This is a genomic window from Streptomyces sp. NPDC002580 (assembly GCF_042889485.1).
Lineage (GTDB): Bacteria > Actinomycetota > Actinomycetes > Streptomycetales > Streptomycetaceae > Streptomyces.
The window spans coordinates 1-17571 of the sequence record NZ_JBIAQZ010000002.1; the positions used below are offsets into that span (position 1 = coordinate 1).

The window sequence follows — 17571 nt, forward strand, 5'->3', positions numbered from 1 at the left end:
TTTCCGTATCCGATTTCCTCGGTGCTTTCCAGGTTCCCGCTTCCGCGTTTCCCTTTCCGGCGAGTCCGACTCTATCAGAACCTTTCGGGCCTGACCCCCAGTCAGCGGGGCTTGTCCTCGCGGCCGTTGGGCCGTTCCGACGAGTGAGACATTAGCGGATTCCCGGCTCCCGAGCTAATCGGGGTGGCGCTCTTTCGAACGCGGAATCCTCATTTCGCAAACACGCATGAAAACGAGCCGACGACGAGTCGTCGATCGTTGAATGGTGGTGCGGAATGGCTGCCCGGGGACCGACCGGAGTCGACGCTCACGTCGGACAACTCGCAGGACACTACGTACGGGCAGGAGCCATGTCAACTCCTGCGCGGGCGGTCCGAAGCGGCCGCACGACGGCTACGACGCGCGCGGGCAGGCTTCCTCCCCGTGTTGCGCGGGGTTGCTGCTTAGCGTGACCTCATGACCACAGTCCAGACCACGCCCCCCGCTGACAAACGGCGGTGGAAGGCGCTCGCGGTCTGTCTGACGGCGGGCTTCATCTCGCTGCTCGACACCTCGATCGTGAACGTGGCGTTGCCCTCGATGGAGCACGGGCTGGCCGCTTCCGAAGCGGCCCAGTCCTGGGTGGTCTCCGGATATGCCCTGACCTTCGGGCTGGTACTCGTCCCGGCGGGCCGACTGGGCGACATGCACGGGCGGCGCCAGGCCTTTCTGTGGGGGCTGGCCGTGTTCACGCTGGCCTCGGTGGCGTGCGGCCTCGCACCCACCGCCTCCTGGCTGGTGTTGTTCCGGCTGGTCCAGGGCGCGGCGGCGGGTGTGGTCGCCCCGCAGACCTCGGGACTGATCCAGCAGATGTTCCACGGTGGCGAACGAGCCAAGGCCTTCGGCCTGCTCGGCAGCGTCATCGGTATCTCGACGGCGCTGGGCCCGCTCGCGGGCGGCCTGCTGATCAACACCGTCGGCACCGACGACGGATGGCGCTGGGTGTTCTTCGTCAATCTGCCCATCGGGCTGGCCGCGCTCGCCGCGGGACTGCGCTTGCTGCCGCGATTCCCCGCGTCGACGGGCAAGCGCGAGGAATTCGACCTGCTCGGTGTACTGCTTCTCGGCTCAGCGGTGCTCGCGCTCATGCTGCCTCTCGTGCAGGAGCAACAATGGACCGGGCGGCTGAAATGGGCGCTGCTGCCGGTGGGCGCGCTGCTGCTGGCCGCGTTCTGGATGTGGGAACGGCGCCAGGGGCTGCGCGGGCAGGCACCTCTTGTCGACCTGGACCTGTTCTCGTTGCGCTCGTTCACGTTCGGCTCGCTGATCAGCCTGACCTACTTCGCGGGCTTCACCACGGTCTTCTTCGTCTACTCGCTGTTCCTTCAGAACACGGCCGGATACAGCGCCCTCGCGGCCGGCGTCTCGGTGCTGCCCTTCGCGGTGGCCTCGGCCGCGGGCGCCATGATCGGCGGCCGGCTGGTGATGCGCCACGGGCGCATGCTGGTCGTCATCGGCCTCTGCGCGGTGGCGGTCGGGCTGCTCGGAGCGGTCGTGGCCGTGCAGCTGGTCCCTCTGGAGAACGTCGGGTGGGCCACGGCCCTGCCCATGGTCATCGGCGGGATCGGTTCCGGCCTCACGGTCTCCCCCAACACGACACTCACGCTCACCCGTGTTCCCGTGCACCGTGCCGGTGCGGCCGGTGGGGTGCTGCAGACGGGCCAACGCATCGGTTCGGCGGCCGGGATCGCCGTGGTGGGCGCGGTGTACTTCGCGCATCAGGCCAATCACGGGCACTCCGTCACGGCCATTCAGCTGGGGCTGCTCACCGCGGTCGGGTTCAGCCTGGTCGCCCTGTTGCTGGCGGTCGCGGACCTGCGGGAACGCAAGCTGCATCCCGAGCCGCAGTGGGCCATGGAGCCCGTCCGGCGGGGTTCCGACGAGGGTGGTGCCGAGGAGGTCGCCCGGCGCGGCCGCTGATGGGCGACGGGTGACGGGTGACGGGTGACTGTTTCCGGCGGGGCGAAGGGTTCGCCCCGCACATGATGCCCGTAGGGCCCGGTCGCCTTGCTCATGGTGCGGGCTGGGCCGATGGGTCGACCGGTGCTGAGCCTTGATCACTGCCGAACGTGCTGATTGGCTGGCCGGCATGACTGAACTCGGCCCCGTCGCCTGGCCCCCTGCCCCGATCAGGACCGAGCGGCTCGTGCTCCGTGAGCCCGAGGCCCGGGACCGTGCGGCGGCGATCGAGCTGCTGGCCTCGCCGGAGGTGGGCACCTATCTCGGTGGCGCTCAACCGCGTGACGCACTCGAGCGCGGGATGCCCGGGACACCCCCCGGACGTCCCGGCCTCTTCATGGTCGAGCTCGACGGAGCGTCGATCGGGAAGATCACTCTCACCAGAGCGACGGGGCACATTCGTCAGGCTGCCGGGGAGACCGAGCTCGGCTATCTGTTCCTGCCGGAAGTGTGGGGACGCGGGTACGCCGCCGAAGCGTGTGCGGCGGTCCTCGACTGGTTCGCCCACGCGCTTCCCGGCGAACCCGTGGTGCTCGCCACCCAGACGGCCAACGTCCGCTCGATGCGCCTCGCGGCGAAGCTGGGGTTCGTCGAGGTGGAGCGGTTCGAGGCCTACGGTGCCGAGCAGTGGTTCGGCAAGTGGGCCGAAGACCGGCGCGGCGCGGACTGCTCGGTGTGAAGGTCCGTAGCGACGTCGTCAGAGGACGTCGTACGTCAGGTGCGTCGCGGTCGTCGTCGAGGTCACACTCCGCTGCGCCAGGGTGCGCGGCTCCCCGCAGGTGTACAAGGGAGTCCCGGCGCCCAGCATGACGGGCGCGAGGTGCAGGGATAGCACGTCGACCAGCCCGGCGTCGAGCGCCGAGCCGATCGTGGCGCCACCACCCATGAGAACGACGTCGAGGTCGTGCCCGCTGGCCGACGACGCCGCTTCGGCGCGCTCGCGCGCGGCGGCTACGGCGTCGGACAGACCGGTGGTGACGAACGTCCAGTCGAGGTCGGTGAGCCGCACCGAACTCAACGGGGAGCTCGTCACGACGAAGAACGCGGGCTTGCCGACCTCGCCGGCGCCGTAGCCGGACTCGTCGCCCCAGCCGTCCGGCCCGTCGACCAGGTCGAACAGTCGGCGGCCGAGGACGACGGCGCCCGAGCGGGCGGTCCCCTCGCGCAGGACTCGGCGGTCGTCGGGGTCGTCGGAGAACGCCCAGGTGTGCAGGGCCTCTCCGCCGGTGCCCAGACCGTTGTCCGGTCCGGGGTCGCGTCCGGTGACGAAGCCGTCGAGGGAGACCGAGATGTCAGCAATGATTCGCGTCATACCAGGGCAGACCTGATCCGCTGCCCGAACTCATCGCCCGGCGCTTCAAGCCGCACCGCCCCTCCGGCAGACACCCCCTCGGGGGTGTCTGCCGTCGTTCACGACGGCTGGGTGTTCGTCGACTCGTTCGGACGGGCGCGCTCCTCGACGTCGCCGAGTCGCGCGGTCCCGGTGCGCGGCAGATGTTCGTCCGGCACGACTTCGCGGCCGAACGCGGGCCGATCAGGTTCTTTCGAGCGGGCGAGGTAGCGGGTCCTCCTCACCGGTGGCGGTCCTGGTGAGGAGGTGTCGGTGGTGATGCCGCGACATGCCGTGGGGGCCGCGAGCGGGCAACCGCCTCGCCCACGAGCTGCTGCGTGCGGCTCACTCAGGGGGGATTCACCCCTGAGCACGCGCATTCTGTGGAACACGAACGACCACGCCGTTCTCGCCGGGCGGACGATGGACTGGCCGGAATCGACGGAGCCGGTCCTGACCGTGTTCCCCCGAGGGCTCGAACGCCACGGCACCACCGTCGTGGACGACACCCCTCTGCTGTGGACGAGCGGGCTCGGCAGCATCGTGACGACCGTCTACGGTGCCGGAACGGCCGATGGGCTCAACGAAGCCGGCCTCGCGGCACACCTGCTGTACCTGGACAGCACCGATCTCGGCCCCCGAGACCCTGGCCGTCCAGGTCTCCAGATCGCGCTGTGGATCCAGTACCTGTCGGACAGCGCCCGCACCGTGGAAGAGGCTCTTGCCCTGCTCGACTGTTGCGGGAGCACGTACGCACGGTGCAGGGGCTCGGCCATGACGAGCCCGACAGCGAAGTCCCCCTGCCCGGGAACGTCGACGCGGTCGACCGTTTCCAGCGTGCCGCGTACTTCAGCGCGCTGCTGCCGGAGCCCGCGGACGGCCGTGAGTCGGTGGCGGGCATCCTGGCCCTCACCCGCAACGCGTCGGTTCCGTTCGGAGCGCCGTATCGCAAGGGAAGGTTCTCCACCTACGACACCGAGTACCGCACCATCTGCGACCTCACCAGCCGGAGGTACTTCTTCGAACTGTCGACCAGCCCGAACCTCCTGCGGGCCGAGCTCGACCGGTTCGACCTCTCGCCCGGCACTCCCGTCATGACGCTGCGCCCCGAGGGGATCGACCTCGTCGGGGATGTCTCGGAGCGGTTCACGGCATCGCCTGCACCGTTCTGAGGAACGGCAGATGCGTCCCGAGACCGGTGTCGGGCCGTTGCGGGGCCATGCGTCAGGCTTTCGCGGTCTCGCATGGGCGGCTGCCCTTTTCCGCCTCACCGTCGCGGGGATGACGTGCGCGGCGCACGGTGCTCCGCGGCGCTCCGACGGGACCGCGTGGGGAGTACCGCTGATCTTGAACGGACAGGCCCCGCGAGGGAACCGGTCACGTGCTCTTTCGTGTCAGGACCAAGAGGTACGGACGGGAAGGCGCATGTGAGGAATCGGTTCATCTTGCTGAGCGGCGGCATGGTCGCCGCCGGGATCATCGCGGCCGAACTGTGGAACGTGTCCCGGGCACCGTACGCCTTGGCCGACGCTCCCGAGGTCGACGTGCGTGTGCACGCGCAGAAGTCCGGGTACGCCGACGTACGGGAGACGGCGGCGGACGTCGAGACCGTCGTCCGGGTCTACGTCCAGCGGCTCAAGGCCGGCGACGCGAAGGGAGTTGCCGAACTCGCGGGTCCCGCCTACAAGAAGCCCGAGCCGGCCGCGCGCACCTACGTGCGCAAGTACGGCGAAGCCGCGGGCGGACATGTCGAAGTCACCGTTCTGGAGGGAGTCGTCGACTACTTCAACCCGGTGACGGTGGCCTATGAGCAGACGGGTCAGCGACAGGAACTCCTCCTGGTCAAGGACGGCGGACACTGGTGGATCGGCCTCGGCGACGGCGACCCGGCGGCGGGCATGCGGTGAACCCGTGAAGGGACGGTTCTCGGGTGGCCGCCCCGCAGGGCGGGGACGTCGGTGCGGCGGGCTTATTCTGGCGTCCGGCGACCCATGGGACACAGGAGGCGATCATGGCCACGGACGACGAGAAGCCGACGAGGATCGACAGTCGGGACATCCCGCTCTCCGGCGGTCGAACGCTCAGGGTGACGGAGTTCGGCAACGGCAGCCTGCGCATCGCGGTGAAGACCGGTTCCCCTTATGTGATCACCGGCCTCGACTACATCGATGGCGAAGCCGTGTTGAAGATCTCCCCCGGACGCGAGGGATCGAACGCCCACAAGAACTGGGTCCGCGACCACACTCAGGATGACGAACTGTCTTAGGAAGAAGGCCACTTGCCGCCGTTGGGCGTCTGACACGCCTCGCTGTGCGCGCGATGGCGGAGACCGTCCGCCCCGCGCGCGTCGCCCCTGCGAGGCGGTCACCGACTCGCCTTGAACCCCCTTGCCTTCCACGGCGGTTGATGTACCAACGTTCCCCGAGCCGGCAAGCACATTTGCCGGGGGAAGGCCACGGACGAAGTCATCTGCGCATCTGGGTCGCGCCGATGCTGCTCGGTGCCGGTCTGCTGGTGCTCGCCGACCGGCTCGCCCCCTCCGCCCAGGTCTCGTGGGGGCCGGCGTGGCCCCGCTCCTCCGGGTGGCGGTCGCCGGGAAGCCGGTTGTCCTGCCCGAACACCGGCATCGCAGACAGCAACAGCCTCAAGGCGCCCATCCGGGACGGGCGGCGCGGTCCGCGAGGCGGCATCGGCCCTCCCCCGGCACGGACACCGGACCTTGAGAGTAGGGTCCCGCCCCCCTCAACGCCATGCCCTCCCGCGAAGCAGGAGCAGCGCGGAGAGGAGGGCTCCGGTGCCGGGGCGGTGTCGTCCGCCCCGGCACCGGAGCCCTTGTCTCACCCCTCGTCGCGCAGGCGGGCCGCCAAGGCTGTCAGCGGCTCGGTCTCGGCGGTGTGGCCCAGGGCGGTGAGACGGGAGATCGCCGCGTCGAGGCGGGCCAGGGCGGGCGCGGTGCGTTCCAGGTAGATGCCCTCCACCGCGCCCGTGAGGCGGACGCACTCGGCCCACTCGCCGGCGCTGTCCTCCTCCGGTCCCGGCTCCCCGAGCAGGGCGAGTGCCTTCTCCAGTGCGGCCAGGGCGTCCTCGTACTCGCCGGCGTAGGCGTTGACCCGCCCGTACTCGTAGGCCAGGGCGGTGTCCAGAGAGCGGTCGCGGGACTCGTACCCGGCGGCGCGGGCCTCGTCGGCGACGCGGCCGGCGTCGGTGAGGAAGACGAGGGCGTCGGCCAGGCCGTCGGGGCCCTGCCGCTGGGCCTGGACGCGGGCGAGTTCGCGCAGGCAGCTGCTGAGCTGCGCGTAGCGCGGGTCCTTGGCGTGCGCCGCGAGTGCCTGGTCGGCGACCTCGCGGGCCCGGCCGAACTGGCCGGATTCACCGAGGAGTACGGCCGTCTCCGCGGCGATCATGGCGTGGCTTCCGGGGTCGTCGTCCCAGCCGGCCGATTCGGCGGCGAGGGCGACGAACTCCGCCGTAGCGGCCTTGAGATCCTCCCCGGCGTGCAGCGCCCGGGCCCGGGTCAGGCGCAGTTGAGCCGCGAGCCGGTCGTCCAGTTCTCCGGAGGCGATGTCCGGTTCGGTCAGCAGGGAGTCGAGCAGGGCGATGCAGTCCTCGACGCGGCCGAGGTCGAGGCTGAGTTGGGCCGCGTTGCTGTAGGTGCAGAACGCCTCCGTCCGGCTGCCGCCGCGAAGGTCGATCTCGGCCGAGCGCGTCAGGTGCCGCAGTGCCTCGTCGTGGCGGCCCAGGTGCATACAGGCGCCGGCCAGATCGGCGTGGAGGCGGGCGGTGTCGGCCACGTCGGACGACCAGTCGGCGGCGAGTCGCAGCGCCTCGGCGAGGTCCGCGTGCGCGGCTCGCGGGTCCTGCAGGCCGAGCTGGAGCCGGCCGCGCAGCGCGAGGGTGCGGGGCAGGTGCCAGGCCGGGCCGGTCGCCCTGAGCCGGTCGAGGAGGCCGTCGATCCCGGTGACCGCGGCGGGCAGGTCGCCGGTGATGGCGTGGGTACTGGCCCGCAGCAGCAGGGCACCGGAGATCTGTACGGCGAGGTCGTGCCGGGTGGCGAACGCGTGCAGCAGTTCCACCTCGGCGAGTACCGGCGCGACGTGCTCCTCGCTCCCCGATGTCTGCAGGCGCAGGCCGAGCACGGTGGACCGCAACCGCAGCAGGCGGGCCTCCTGGTCCGGGGCCAGGCCTGCCGTCTCCTCGGACAGTCGGACCATGGACGCGTGGGCGGCGGTCAGCGCGGCCGCCATGGCCTCGGCCGCCCTTGCGGCTCCGTCCTGGGGCTCGGCTTCCGATTCCCCTTCCCCGGCGCCGTCCGCCGGGGTGTGGGCGGGCGCCTGGGCCGCGGCGAGCAGGGCGCAGGCGCGGGAGATCGCCGCGTGTCCCGGTGCACCGGCGTCCTCGTACAGGCCCGCGGCCTCCTCGTGGAGGGCGGCGGCGTCGGCGAACTCGTCCTTCTCGCCCGCCCGGCTCGCCTCGTCGGCCAGCAGGTCGGCGCGCAGCTGTACGAGCGGGCCGACGGCCGGGTCGTCGGGGTGGGTGTAGTCGCGGGCGGCGGCGAGCGTGCGGAGCCGCTCCCAGCAGGCCTGTGCGTCCGGGTGCCCCTGCTTGTCCAACGCCCGCGCCTGGAGGATGAGTTCGGGCAGCGAGTCGGGGACCTCGGCGGTCGTGCGGGGGGTGGGTGCGGCGACCGGCGTGGGCGCGGCCACGTCGTCGAGGCTGCGGGTGCGCAGGGTCAGCTCCAGCGCGTCCAGCAGCGGGGCACGGTCGAGGCGTGCCTTGCGGCGGTCGGTGTGGAGCGGGGTTCCGTTGCGGGCGTCGAAGCGGGCGGCGAGGTCGTCGGCGCGGCCCCGTACCTCGGCGCGCAGGCCGGCCACTGTCCAGGTGCGGCCCGCGTATCCGGCGGTGGTCAGTTCGCCGTGGCCGAGGAGTTCGACGCGCTGGAGGAGGACCTCCACGCCGGTGAGGAAGTCGAGGAGGTCGCGCGGGGACTCCACGTCCTCGAACAGGCTCCGGTTCTCGGCGAGCAGTTCCAGGCCTCGTGCCTCGTTGCCGGTGAGGGCGCAGAACTCGAGGTGCCGGCCGATCTCCCCCGCCATCGAGGGGTTGCGGCGGCAGCCGCGGTAGCCGGTGAGGTGCAGTTCGACGGCCCGGTCGACACGGCCGGTGCGCAGCAGGGGCAGCAGTGCGTACGAGATGGAGCGGGCCGGCTCCTCCTGGCAGGACTCCTTGCCGGCCAGGACGGGCTCCCAGCTGCGCAGCGCCCGCTCGTCGTCGCCCGCCGCGAGGTGGAACAGGGCGCGTTCGCAGATCTCGCAGGCCTCGCAGTCGCTGAGTCTGGTGCGGCTGCGGCTCGCCCACAGTTCGTAGGCGAGGGTGGTGTCCTCGCCCACGTGTGCGGCGTGCTGGTAGGCCTGCCCGTAGTAGGGCTGGAGGCCGAGGCCGGCCTTCTCGTAGCGGTCGCGCATCTCCGTCAGCCACTGGCGCAGGCTGTTCAGCGGCACCTCGGGGAGCGCGCGCAGGGCGTTGGCCACCCACTTGAAGCGCCAGAACAGGAGGTGGCGCATGCGTGCGTCGAAGACGTCGGGCTGCTCGTCGAACAGGTTCAGCAGCCGGGCGAAGACGACGGGGGACTTCCGGGGTTCGGAGCCGTAGGTGTACGCCTCCTGGAGTTCGAAGAGCGCGTTGATGAGCGGGACGGGTTCCGCGAACTGCTCGGCTGCCTCGACGAGTTCCTCGGCGGTGACGGTGCGGGTGCGGCCGTAGGGGCGCCGGTCGTTCTCCTGGAGCGCCTGGTTCAGCTCGTCTGTGTTCTGGGGTGCGGTCGGCATCGTCAGCTGTCCTTGCGGAGGGCGTGGGCGAGAAGGTCGAGGAAGGAGCGGTTGATGAGGCTCGACTCGGCGGGCCTGAGCGGGCGCCGGGACAGCATCGCGGCCTGCCCGTAGAGGGCTTCGGCGCTGGTGCGGGCCAGCTCGGGCTCGTCGATGGTGACGGCGGTGCGGACCAGCGGGTTGAGCTGGTTGAGGATCAGCTGGGCGCGCGGCGCCTCCTGGCGCAGGGCGCCGAGGATGTCACCCCACAGGCCGCCCTCCTGCTCACGGGCGAGGTGGGATCGGGTGCGCTCGTGCCGGGCCTCACGGCTGTCGACGAGCAGGGCGGGCGCGGACGCGGGCTGGAAGGCGCGCAGTGCGACGTCGCAGTCGAAGACGGCGAGGGCGTCGCGGGCCTGGGCGAGGTAGGCCGCGGCGGCCAGTTCCGTCTCCCGGTCGACGGGGTCGAGGTGAGCGGTGAGGGTCGCAGGGTCGAGGTCGGCGACGGTGGCCCCGGGCCTGATCTCGGGCAGCCGGTGGACCAGTTCGCGGTCGTACGTGTAGCCGCCGTTGACGACGCCGAGTCCGGCGGCCGAGGCGATCGCGGCGACCTGCCGGAACTCCTCCACGCTCGAGGTCACGAGCACGGTGCGGTGGGTGCGGGCGAACTCGTCGAGGGTGGCGTGCCCGTCGGTGGTCTCGAACGGGAGCCAGGGCAGCAGCATCCGCAGGATCTCGTCGTCGTGCACCGCGAGCGACTTGACGGCCAGGTGGTGGACCTGGAGGAACCGGGCGAGCAGGTCCGGGTCGCTGGCGGCGGCCCGGGCCATCCACGCCCGCAGCCGCTCGGCGAGGGCGTCGCGGACGGCTGCGAGGGTGTCGTCCTCGTACAGCGACTCGCGGGACGCCGTGGGGCGCAGGCTCTCGGCGTCGACGACGCAGCGGACGAAGAACGCCCACTCGGGCAGGATCTCCTCGGCCCGCTCGGACAGCAGCATGCCCTTGACGTGTACGCGGTGGCCGTGGCGGCGTCCGGCCGGCACCGCCTCGGGCAGCACGCAGGCGATGCCCTTCAGACCGACGGCCGGCAGGTCCAGCTCGATGGTGTCCAGCGGCTTGAACCCGAGCACGTCCTCGCCGTAGGCGGCCAGCGCGCGGGACCGGGCACCCGGCGTGGGATGGGCGCGCGCCCAGGGTGCGGCCTCGGGGTTGACGGGTGCGGCCGGGCCGCTCGTGCCGTCGTCGAAGGTCACGGGGTGGCGCAGCAGGGAACCGAAGTGCCGGGCCAGGGCGTGCACCTGGGTCGGCCTGGTCCACTCACCGGCGTCGGCGCGCGGCGTCAGGGTGACGGTGGTGCCGGGCCGGGGGCGGGCGGAGGCGGGCAGGGTCCGGATGGTGTAGCTGCCGTCGCCGCGTCCCCGCCATTCCACGGCGGGTGCGTCGGGGGTCCGGGCGGAGCGGCTCACCACGTGGATCTCGTCCGCGACCAGGAAGCAGGAGAGCAGGCCGATGCCGAACTGGCCTATGAAGTCGCCGCGTTGCTCGGCTATCTTCTCGGCGCGCTTGCTGCTGCGGCCGATCGTGGCGAGGAAGGTGTGGACGTCGGCCTCGGTGAGGCCGACACCGTCGTCCTCTACGCGGACGACCGAGCCGTCGGCGTAGAGGCGTATGCCGAAGGCGTCGGCGGGGGCGGCCGGTTCGAGGCCGTGCCGGGCGGTCAGCGCGTCCACCGCGTTCTGCAGGAGTTCGCGCAGGTAGACCCGGGGGCTGGAGTACAGGTGGTGGGAGAGGAGATCGACGAGGCCGCGCAGGTCCACCTGGAAGGTGCGGTCGGCGGCGCTCGGATCGGCGGTGATGTCGGGCAGAGTCATGAGGCAGTCCGGCGTAGGAGTGGCGACGGGGTGGCGGTGCGTACGGCGGTCCGGGCGGGAGTGTCCCGCTCAGGCCCGGCGGTGGTGGCGGGTGAACTCCTTCTCGGGGTTCCCGAAGTAGACCCAGGGCCAGCTGGTGTAAGCGCCGTCGAGCTCCTGGAAGACGCGCTTGGCCGTGTGGCGCTCGCCGGCGAGCGCCAGGGCCATGGCGAAGATGTTGAAGTCGTGCTGCCAGCCCAGGCGGCGCACATAGGCGGCGCTGAGGATGCTGTGTTCGGCCGCGTTCCTCAACTCTGCCTGGATCTCGGAGGTTTCGAGGCAGTCCCCGCGGTCCGACTCGACCCATTCCTCGATGTGCGCCATGGCGATCACAGCGCCGAGCGGGTGCCCCTGCGGAGCACGGGCGAACGCTTCGCGGGCGAACGCCAGGGACTCGCCGGGCTCGCCGCTCCAGCGGGGCTGCAACTGCGACACCCACTCGATGTGGGTCGCCAGGTCCAGCGGGTCACGGCGCAGGGCGGCGTCGAGGCGGGCCTCGTTGACGTCGCGCCCCAGCGACATGCCGCGGCCGGAGGTGAGCAGGCGGCGCCAGGGGGTGACCCAGTCCGGCCGCAGCTCGGCCGCTTCGAGCAGGTGGTCCTCGGCGACGAGGAGCCGTTCGCGGAAGATCCGCCACTGCTCCTGTGTGACATGCGAGGCGCGGGCGGAGGTGCGTGCCTCCCAGCCCCAGCTGATGTACCGCGTCCCGGATATGAGCAGCGCCGTCGCCCGGTGCTCCTTGTCCTCCTCGACGGCCTTGCCGATCCAGTCCTGCACGCCGTCCATCTCGGCCAGTTCGGCGAGAACGTCGTGGTCGGTGCCGAGGTCGAAGGGGGTCAGTGCCGCCTTGACCGCTTCCCAGTCACCCGCGTCGGCCGCCTCCACCAGGGCGAGCACTCTGGTGTCCCCGAGCGCCCGCAGCTTGTACATCCCGTGCTTCTGCCTGCGCGGGACGGGAAGGGCGTGCGGATCCGCCGTCGGTCTCTCCGCGCCCCCACCGAACAGCTTGCCGAACATACCGCGTCCTCCCCTGGTCCTTCTTGATCGTTCGGTGCAGCATAAGGCGCCGTCACATGCGTGAGGCGAGGGTGGTGGGTCAAGGCCGAGGCGATGGCGACGACGGTGCGGAAGCACGCGGCCCGGCATCCGTCATGGTGTTGGATCGAGGTGCTGGTGGCCGGGCGTCATCGCCGCCGGCCGGTACCGCCGATGGGCCGGTCCCGCCGCGATGGGGACGGTCGCGCATCCGTCGGCCGGCGCGGTCGGGGAGGGGGCCGAGGCCTCTCCCGGATGGGCTTCTCGACCGACGGACCGATGAAGGACTCGCAGATCTCGTCGACCGGCTCGTCGGCCCGCGACGCCCGCCGGAGGCCGGCGGCCCCCGTCTCGCGTGGTCAGACACCCCCGTTGGTGCGACGCTGGAGGGGAAAGGTATCCGTGGGGGTGACCTGGGAGGGCCGATGGGACGCGATGTCCCGGCGCAGGTCTTCACCCGCGAGGACCGCCGCCGGTACCGGATCAAGATGCAGGAGTGCCTCGACGCCTTCGCACAGATGCTGCGCGAGGCGCGGTTCGACGCGGAGCGGCCCCAGGTCGGCCTGGAGATCGAGCTGAACCTCACCGACGGCGACGCCGAGCCGACGATGCGCAACAGCGACGTGCTCGACGCGATCGCGGACCCCGCCTGGGACACCGAGCTGGGCCGGTTCAACCTGGAGATCAACATTCCGCCGCGGCGGCTGACCGCGGGCGGCCCCGACGCCTGGGAGTCGGAGATCCGCGCGGCCCTGAACCACGCCGACGAGCGGGCCGGATCCGTCGGCGTGCACCTGATCATGATCGGTATCCTGCCGACCCTGCGGGAGCGGGACGTGGGACCGGCGGCGCTGTCGGAGAACGCCCGGTACCACCTCATCAACGAGCAGGTCTTCGCGGCGAGGGGCGAGGACCTGCTCATCGAGCTGGACGGAGTCGAGCGGCTGCGGACGTACGCGGAGACCATCACTCCCGAGGCCGCGTGCACCAGCACCCAGTTCCACCTCCAGGTGTCCCCCGAGGAGTTCGCCGACTACTGGAACGCCGCGCAGGCCATCGCCGGTGTCCAGGTCGCCCTGGCGGCCAACTCCCCCTTCCTGTTCGACAAGGAGCTCGCGCACGAGACCCGGATCCCGCTCTTCGAGCAGGCCACGGACACCCGCCCGCAGGAGATCAAGGTGCAGGGAGTACGGCCCCGGGTGTGGTTCGGAGAACACTGGATCACCAGTGTCTTCGACCTCTTCGAGGAGAACCTGCGCTACTTCCCGGCACTGCTGCCGTTGTGCGAGGAGCAGGACCCGACGCGGACACTGGCTCGCGGGGACATCCCCGAACTGTCCGAACTCACCCTGCACAACGGCACGATCTACCGCTGGAACCGCCCGGTCTACGCCGTCGCCGACGGCAAGCCGCACCTGAGGGTGGAGAACCGGGTGCTGCCCGCCGGCCCGACGGTCGCCGACACCCTCGCCAACGGCGCCTTCTACTACGGGCTCACGCGCGCCCTGGTGGAGGAGGACCGGCCCGTATGGTCACGGATGTCCTTCTCCGCCGCCGAGGACAACCTCCACGCGGCGGCACGGCACGGCATCGACGCCCACCTGTACTGGCCGGGAACGGGCGAACTGCCGGTACCCGAACTCGTCCTGCGCCGGCTCCTCCCGCTGGCACACCGGGGGCTGGAGCGCTCGGGCATGGACGCGGCCTGGCGGGAACCGCTCCTCGGGATCATCGAGCAGCGGTGCGTCACCGCGCGCAACGGAGCCGTCTGGCAGAAGGAAATGGTGCACCACCTGGAGGCCTCCGCCCATTGCGACCGCCACGAGGCGCTCCGGCAGATGACCCGGCAGTACATCGACTACATGCACCTGAACGCACCGGTGCACACGTGGCCGGTCGACTGACCAAGGCGATCCCACCGAACGGACCGCGCCGGACCACGTCGGGCATCACGCCGACGGCCGGGATGTGCCGGTTCCGGCCGATCGTGCGAGGCTCCGCACGGCCGGCACCAGCAGCACCAAGTCGCCCGGCCCGACACACCGTTCGACGCCCACCCGCGGGTTGCCGGTGAGCGCGTGGTCGAAGCGCGGGTCGGCACACCGTCTGAGGAGATGCACCAACTGACTTCGGATGCAGGCCAGTTGCCTTCGCAGGGCCGACGGCGTCCTGGAAACAGAGGTCCTTGAGGGTCTCGGCTGCGATCTCCTGCAGTTGTCGTTCGGTGGCGGCATCCCGGCCGCAGGCGCCTCCGCGGCACCCTTCAGACGCGGCGCGCGATCACCTCCATGCACACGCGGTAGCGCTCGCTGACCGAGTAGTGCAGGGGCTCGAAACCGTGTTCACCCAGGAGGTCGTAGAGGCGCCGGCGGCTGAAGTTGTGGAAGTGCTCCAGTTCTCCCCAGTAAGGGTTGACGTCGCCTGCGTCGAGCAGTCGCCAGGTGGCACAGTCGTAGTGGGGCATCGACGCGAAGACCACTCCGCCCTCGCGCAGCAGCCGGTGAGCGGCGACCAGGCCCTTGCCGGGGTAGGGCATGTGCTCCAACACGTCGGCCATGCTGATGACGGAGTACCGGCCCGGCTCATCGAGGGTCGTCAGGTCGGCGCAGCGGGCCTCGACCCCGAGCCGGCGCATTCCCTCGGCGGTCGAGGGGCGCAGATCGAGCCCCTCGGGCTCAAAACCCCACTCCTGCGCCGTGAACAGCAGCGAGCCGTTGCCGAAGCCGACATCCAGCCAGCGGCCGTCCGGGACGTACCGTGCCACGCGCTCCACGATGCGCGCCGATACGTACCGGTACTGCTCGAACGACGCGCCCGGCTGCTGGTCCGGATTGGTCGAGGAGAAGACCTCCGCGCACACCTCATCCGAGAAGTAGCCGTCGGTGAAGACATGTCCGCAAGCGGCGCAGCGCATCCACGTCATGATCGGCCCGACCACCGGCTTGTACAGAAGATGTTGTGAGCAGTCCCCTGTCCGAAGTGGGGAGATCTCCGGGGCGGAGCAGAGAGGGCATGCCGTGTACAGCACTCGCGGCTCGGGCTGGGTCGGCGTGGCCAGAGAAGGCGCTGTGACGGCTGGACTGTCGATCATGCCGGAAACGTAACCTTTTGTCCCGCTCGGTAGCGCGACGACGCGCTCGGTATGCGGCGGACGGCCGCAGCCGGGCGCGGCCATCTCGGCAAGTCGGGACGGCCCGCCCGCTCCATGGCGCGAGGTGGTGCGGGAGCAAGACCTGGGGCGAACCGCGGCAGGACCGGCCGGGGGCGCACCGGGGAAAGTCCCCGGCCCTGCCCCCGGCCACCGCCGTTCCCGTTACACCGTCCGGCCCTCGCCGAGTGCCCGCTCGGCGGCCAGGGCCCTCGACAGCATCTTCTCCCGGTAGGGGTTCGCGTCACTGAGTGCCGACGCCACCTTCACCGCCTCCTCCAGCAACGCCCGCCGCTGCTCCGGCAAGTCCCTCACCCGCGGCGAAGCGCCGGCCTCCACGAGGACGTACACCAGCTTCGACCCGTACACCTCCGGCTCGACCTGCGTCAGCAGGCGGTAGATCCGCAGCCCCTCCGCGCCGCGCACGACCCGCTGGTTCGCGCTGAGCAGCGCGACCCTCGCCCGCATGACCATCTCCTGATCCATGGATCCCCCTTCGTCCCAGCACCCCCCGGCCCCGCGTCCGTCCCATGACGGGACAGCACGGCGAACGCGTCGGCAGCCTTGGACGGATGCCGACACGGACGTCGGAGAGTGGATGACGACGAGTCTGCGGGCGGACCACCGCCTACGACAAGGTCGAACGGACGTGCGCTCCGTCCTACCGAAAACCGCCACCGAGCAGGCATGATGGATCTGACACTCCCCGCCGCCGTGTCAGCGGACGCAGATCACCCGCCCTGGGCGGCATCGCGGCCGGGTCCCGTTACCGCGAAGCGCCGGTCACGGCCAGGGATCGCTTCGGGCCAACTGTGGTCACCTTTCGAAGCGTTGCCGCCCAGGCCGGGGCCGGGACCGCTGACCTGTCGACCGTGGGTGCCGTGCCGGACCACATGGCCGGGGATCCGGTGGTCGAACAACTCGCGCGCCCTCCAACCGGGTTCCCGGCGGAGGGCGCGCTGTCGGCCGCTGACGCGGGCCCGGGGAGGCCGAGTTCGCGGGGCGGAGCGCTGTCAGGCGAGGGTGACCTCGACCGGGAGGTGCTTGATGCCGTTGACGAAGTTGGAGCGGACCCGGGGCACGTCCCCGGCCAGCTTGATGTCGGCGAGGCGCGGGATCAGTTCCTCGAACATGATGCGGATCTCGGTGCGGGCGAGCAGGTTGCCCAGGCACAGGTGGGGGCTGCCCTTGCCGAAGGTGACGTGGTCGTTGTTCTGCCGGGCGACGTCGAAGTCGTACGGGTTGCCGAAGACCTCCTCGTCGCGGTTGCCGGAGGCGAACCACATGACGACCTTGTCGCCCTCCTTGACCCGCTTGCCGCCGAGTTCGGTGTCGCGGGTGGCGGTGCGGCGGAAGTGGTAGACGGGTGAGGCCCAGCGCAAGAACTCCTCGACGGCCGTCGGGATCAGGGAGGGGTCGTCCCGGAGGCGGGCGAGCTGCTCGGGGTGCTGGAGCAGGGCCAGCATGGAGTGGCTGATGGTGTGGCGGGTGGTCTCGTTGCCGGCCACCACCAGGAGCAGGAAGTAGTTGTCGAAGTCCTGCGGGGACAGCGGAATTCCGTCGCGGGGGGTCGTGTTGACGAGCCGGGAGATCAGGTCGGTGCCGTCGCCACCGCGGCGCTGGCGGGCCAACTCCCTTCCGTACTCGAAGACTTCGATCGAGGCGGGGGAACGGAAGGGCAGGTCGCGGTACTTCTCGCTCTCCGCGCTGTGCAGCAGGACGTCGGCGTAGTCCGGGTCGGTGTTGCCGATGATCCGGTTGCCCCAGTCGATGAGCTGCTGGTTGTCCTCCGGCGGTACGCCGAGCAGCCCGGCCAGGACGTTGATGGGGAAGTCCGCGGAGACCTCCTCGACGAAGTCGAAGGTGCCCTTGGCGAGGGCCCTGTCCAGCGTGGTGGCGGTCAGACCGCGCAGGAAGTCGGCGTAGCTGTTGATGACGCCCGCGCCGAACTGGCGCTGGATGACGCTGCGCAGCGCGCGGTGGCGGACGCCGTCCATCTCCAGGATGGAGGCGCGCTTCTTGATCTGGTCGTCGTCGACCTCTTCGAGGTTGACGAACCGCGTCGACGTGAAGGTGTCGGAGTCACGGTCGACGCGGGCGATGTCCGCGTGCCGGGTCACTGCCCAGAAGCCGGAGTTGGGGGCCTCCTCGGGCTGCCAGTGCACCGGGTCCTCGTGGCGCAGGGTGTGGAACATGCGCCAGGGCTTGATGCCGTCCGCGTAGTTGTCCAGGTCGGCGAGGTTCACCTGGTCGAGCGGCAGGGGCTCGTCGAGGGCGGCGCGCAGTTCGTCACGGGTGGTGGGGACGGCGGGGACAGTGGGACTGGTCATGGTGGTCGATCTCCTG

Annotated in this window: 14 protein-coding genes and 1 pseudogene; 7 read left to right on the forward strand and 8 right to left on the reverse strand. The window is 70.8% G+C overall.

The features are described 5' to 3' along the window. Positions 1–456: 456 nt before the first annotated feature. Positions 457–1959 (forward strand): MFS transporter, encoded by a 1503-nt coding sequence (locus tag ACFYW7_RS06450; protein WP_389498636.1) that lies wholly within the window; start codon positions 457–459, stop codon positions 1957–1959. A gap of 169 nt (positions 1960–2128) precedes the next feature. Beyond that, a complete protein-coding gene (locus ACFYW7_RS06455; RefSeq protein ID WP_389498639.1) occupies positions 2129–2677 on the forward strand; it encodes a GNAT family N-acetyltransferase in 549 nt (182 codons plus the stop codon). A gap of 18 nt (positions 2678–2695) precedes the next feature. Here the strand turns inward: ACFYW7_RS06455 and ACFYW7_RS06460 are convergent, their stop codons facing one another. Together ACFYW7_RS06460 and ACFYW7_RS06465 are read right to left on the reverse strand one after the other, a co-directional pair. Beyond that, positions 2696–3310, reverse strand: a complete 615-nt coding sequence (locus ACFYW7_RS06460) for a dihydrofolate reductase family protein (protein WP_389498641.1) — start codon at positions 3308–3310, stop codon at positions 2696–2698. A 98-nt stretch (positions 3311–3408) separates the two neighbouring features. Further along, positions 3409–3573 carry a hypothetical protein gene (locus tag ACFYW7_RS06465; RefSeq protein ID WP_389498643.1) on the reverse strand — a complete coding sequence of 55 codons (165 nt, stop codon included), beginning with the start codon at positions 3571–3573 and terminating at the stop codon, positions 3409–3411. 178 nt (positions 3574–3751) lie between these two features. Here ACFYW7_RS06465 and ACFYW7_RS06470 point away from each other — a divergent pair. The 4 genes and pseudogenes from ACFYW7_RS06470 to ACFYW7_RS06485 form a co-directional block, all read left to right on the forward strand. Next, positions 3752–4000 (forward strand): annotated as a pseudogene (locus ACFYW7_RS06470) (linear amide C-N hydrolase); the annotation flags it as partial. Positions 4001–4065: 65 nt separating this feature from the next. Beyond that, on the forward strand, positions 4066–4500 hold the full coding sequence (locus ACFYW7_RS06475; RefSeq protein WP_389498645.1) for a linear amide C-N hydrolase: 435 nt from the start codon (positions 4066–4068) through the stop codon (positions 4498–4500). A gap of 255 nt (positions 4501–4755) precedes the next feature. Next, positions 4756–5235, forward strand: a complete 480-nt coding sequence (locus tag ACFYW7_RS06480; protein ID WP_389498647.1) for a hypothetical protein — start codon at positions 4756–4758, stop codon at positions 5233–5235. A gap of 104 nt (positions 5236–5339) precedes the next feature. Further along, positions 5340–5594, forward strand: a complete 255-nt coding sequence (locus tag ACFYW7_RS06485; protein WP_389498649.1) for a hypothetical protein — start codon at positions 5340–5342, stop codon at positions 5592–5594. Between the two features lie 571 nt (positions 5595–6165). Here ACFYW7_RS06485 and ACFYW7_RS06490 read toward each other — a convergent pair. From ACFYW7_RS06490 to ACFYW7_RS06500, 3 genes are all read right to left on the reverse strand, one after another. Then, positions 6166–9153 (reverse strand): hypothetical protein, encoded by a 2988-nt coding sequence (locus ACFYW7_RS06490; RefSeq protein ID WP_389498651.1) that lies wholly within the window; start codon positions 9151–9153, stop codon positions 6166–6168. Positions 9154–9155: 2 nt separating this feature from the next. After that, positions 9156–11003, reverse strand: a complete 1848-nt coding sequence (locus ACFYW7_RS06495; protein ID WP_389498653.1) for an HSP90 family protein — start codon at positions 11001–11003, stop codon at positions 9156–9158. A 69-nt stretch (positions 11004–11072) separates the two neighbouring features. Beyond that, the gene (locus tag ACFYW7_RS06500) at positions 11073–12059 is read right to left on the reverse strand and encodes a hypothetical protein (RefSeq protein WP_389498655.1); all 987 of its coding nucleotides are present in this window, start codon (positions 12057–12059) and stop codon (positions 11073–11075) included. 443 nt (positions 12060–12502) lie between these two features. On the opposite strand from ACFYW7_RS06500, the gene ACFYW7_RS06505 reads away from it, so the two are divergent. Further along, positions 12503–13981 (forward strand): glutamate--cysteine ligase, encoded by a 1479-nt coding sequence (locus ACFYW7_RS06505; RefSeq protein WP_389498657.1) that lies wholly within the window; start codon positions 12503–12505, stop codon positions 13979–13981. Positions 13982–14340: 359 nt separating this feature from the next. On the opposite strand, the gene ACFYW7_RS06510 is transcribed toward ACFYW7_RS06505, so the two are convergent. From ACFYW7_RS06510 to ACFYW7_RS06520, 3 genes are all read right to left on the reverse strand, one after another. Beyond that, positions 14341–14991: a class I SAM-dependent methyltransferase gene (locus ACFYW7_RS06510; protein ID WP_389498659.1), complete on the reverse strand. Its 651-nt coding sequence runs from the start codon at positions 14989–14991 to the stop codon at positions 14341–14343. A gap of 399 nt (positions 14992–15390) precedes the next feature. Further along, positions 15391–15711, reverse strand: a complete 321-nt coding sequence (locus ACFYW7_RS06515) for a hypothetical protein (protein ID WP_389498661.1) — start codon at positions 15709–15711, stop codon at positions 15391–15393. 527 nt (positions 15712–16238) lie between these two features. After that, a complete protein-coding gene (locus ACFYW7_RS06520) occupies positions 16239–17555 on the reverse strand; it encodes a cytochrome P450 (RefSeq protein ID WP_389498663.1) in 1317 nt (438 codons plus the stop codon). Positions 17556–17571 lie beyond the last annotated feature (16 nt).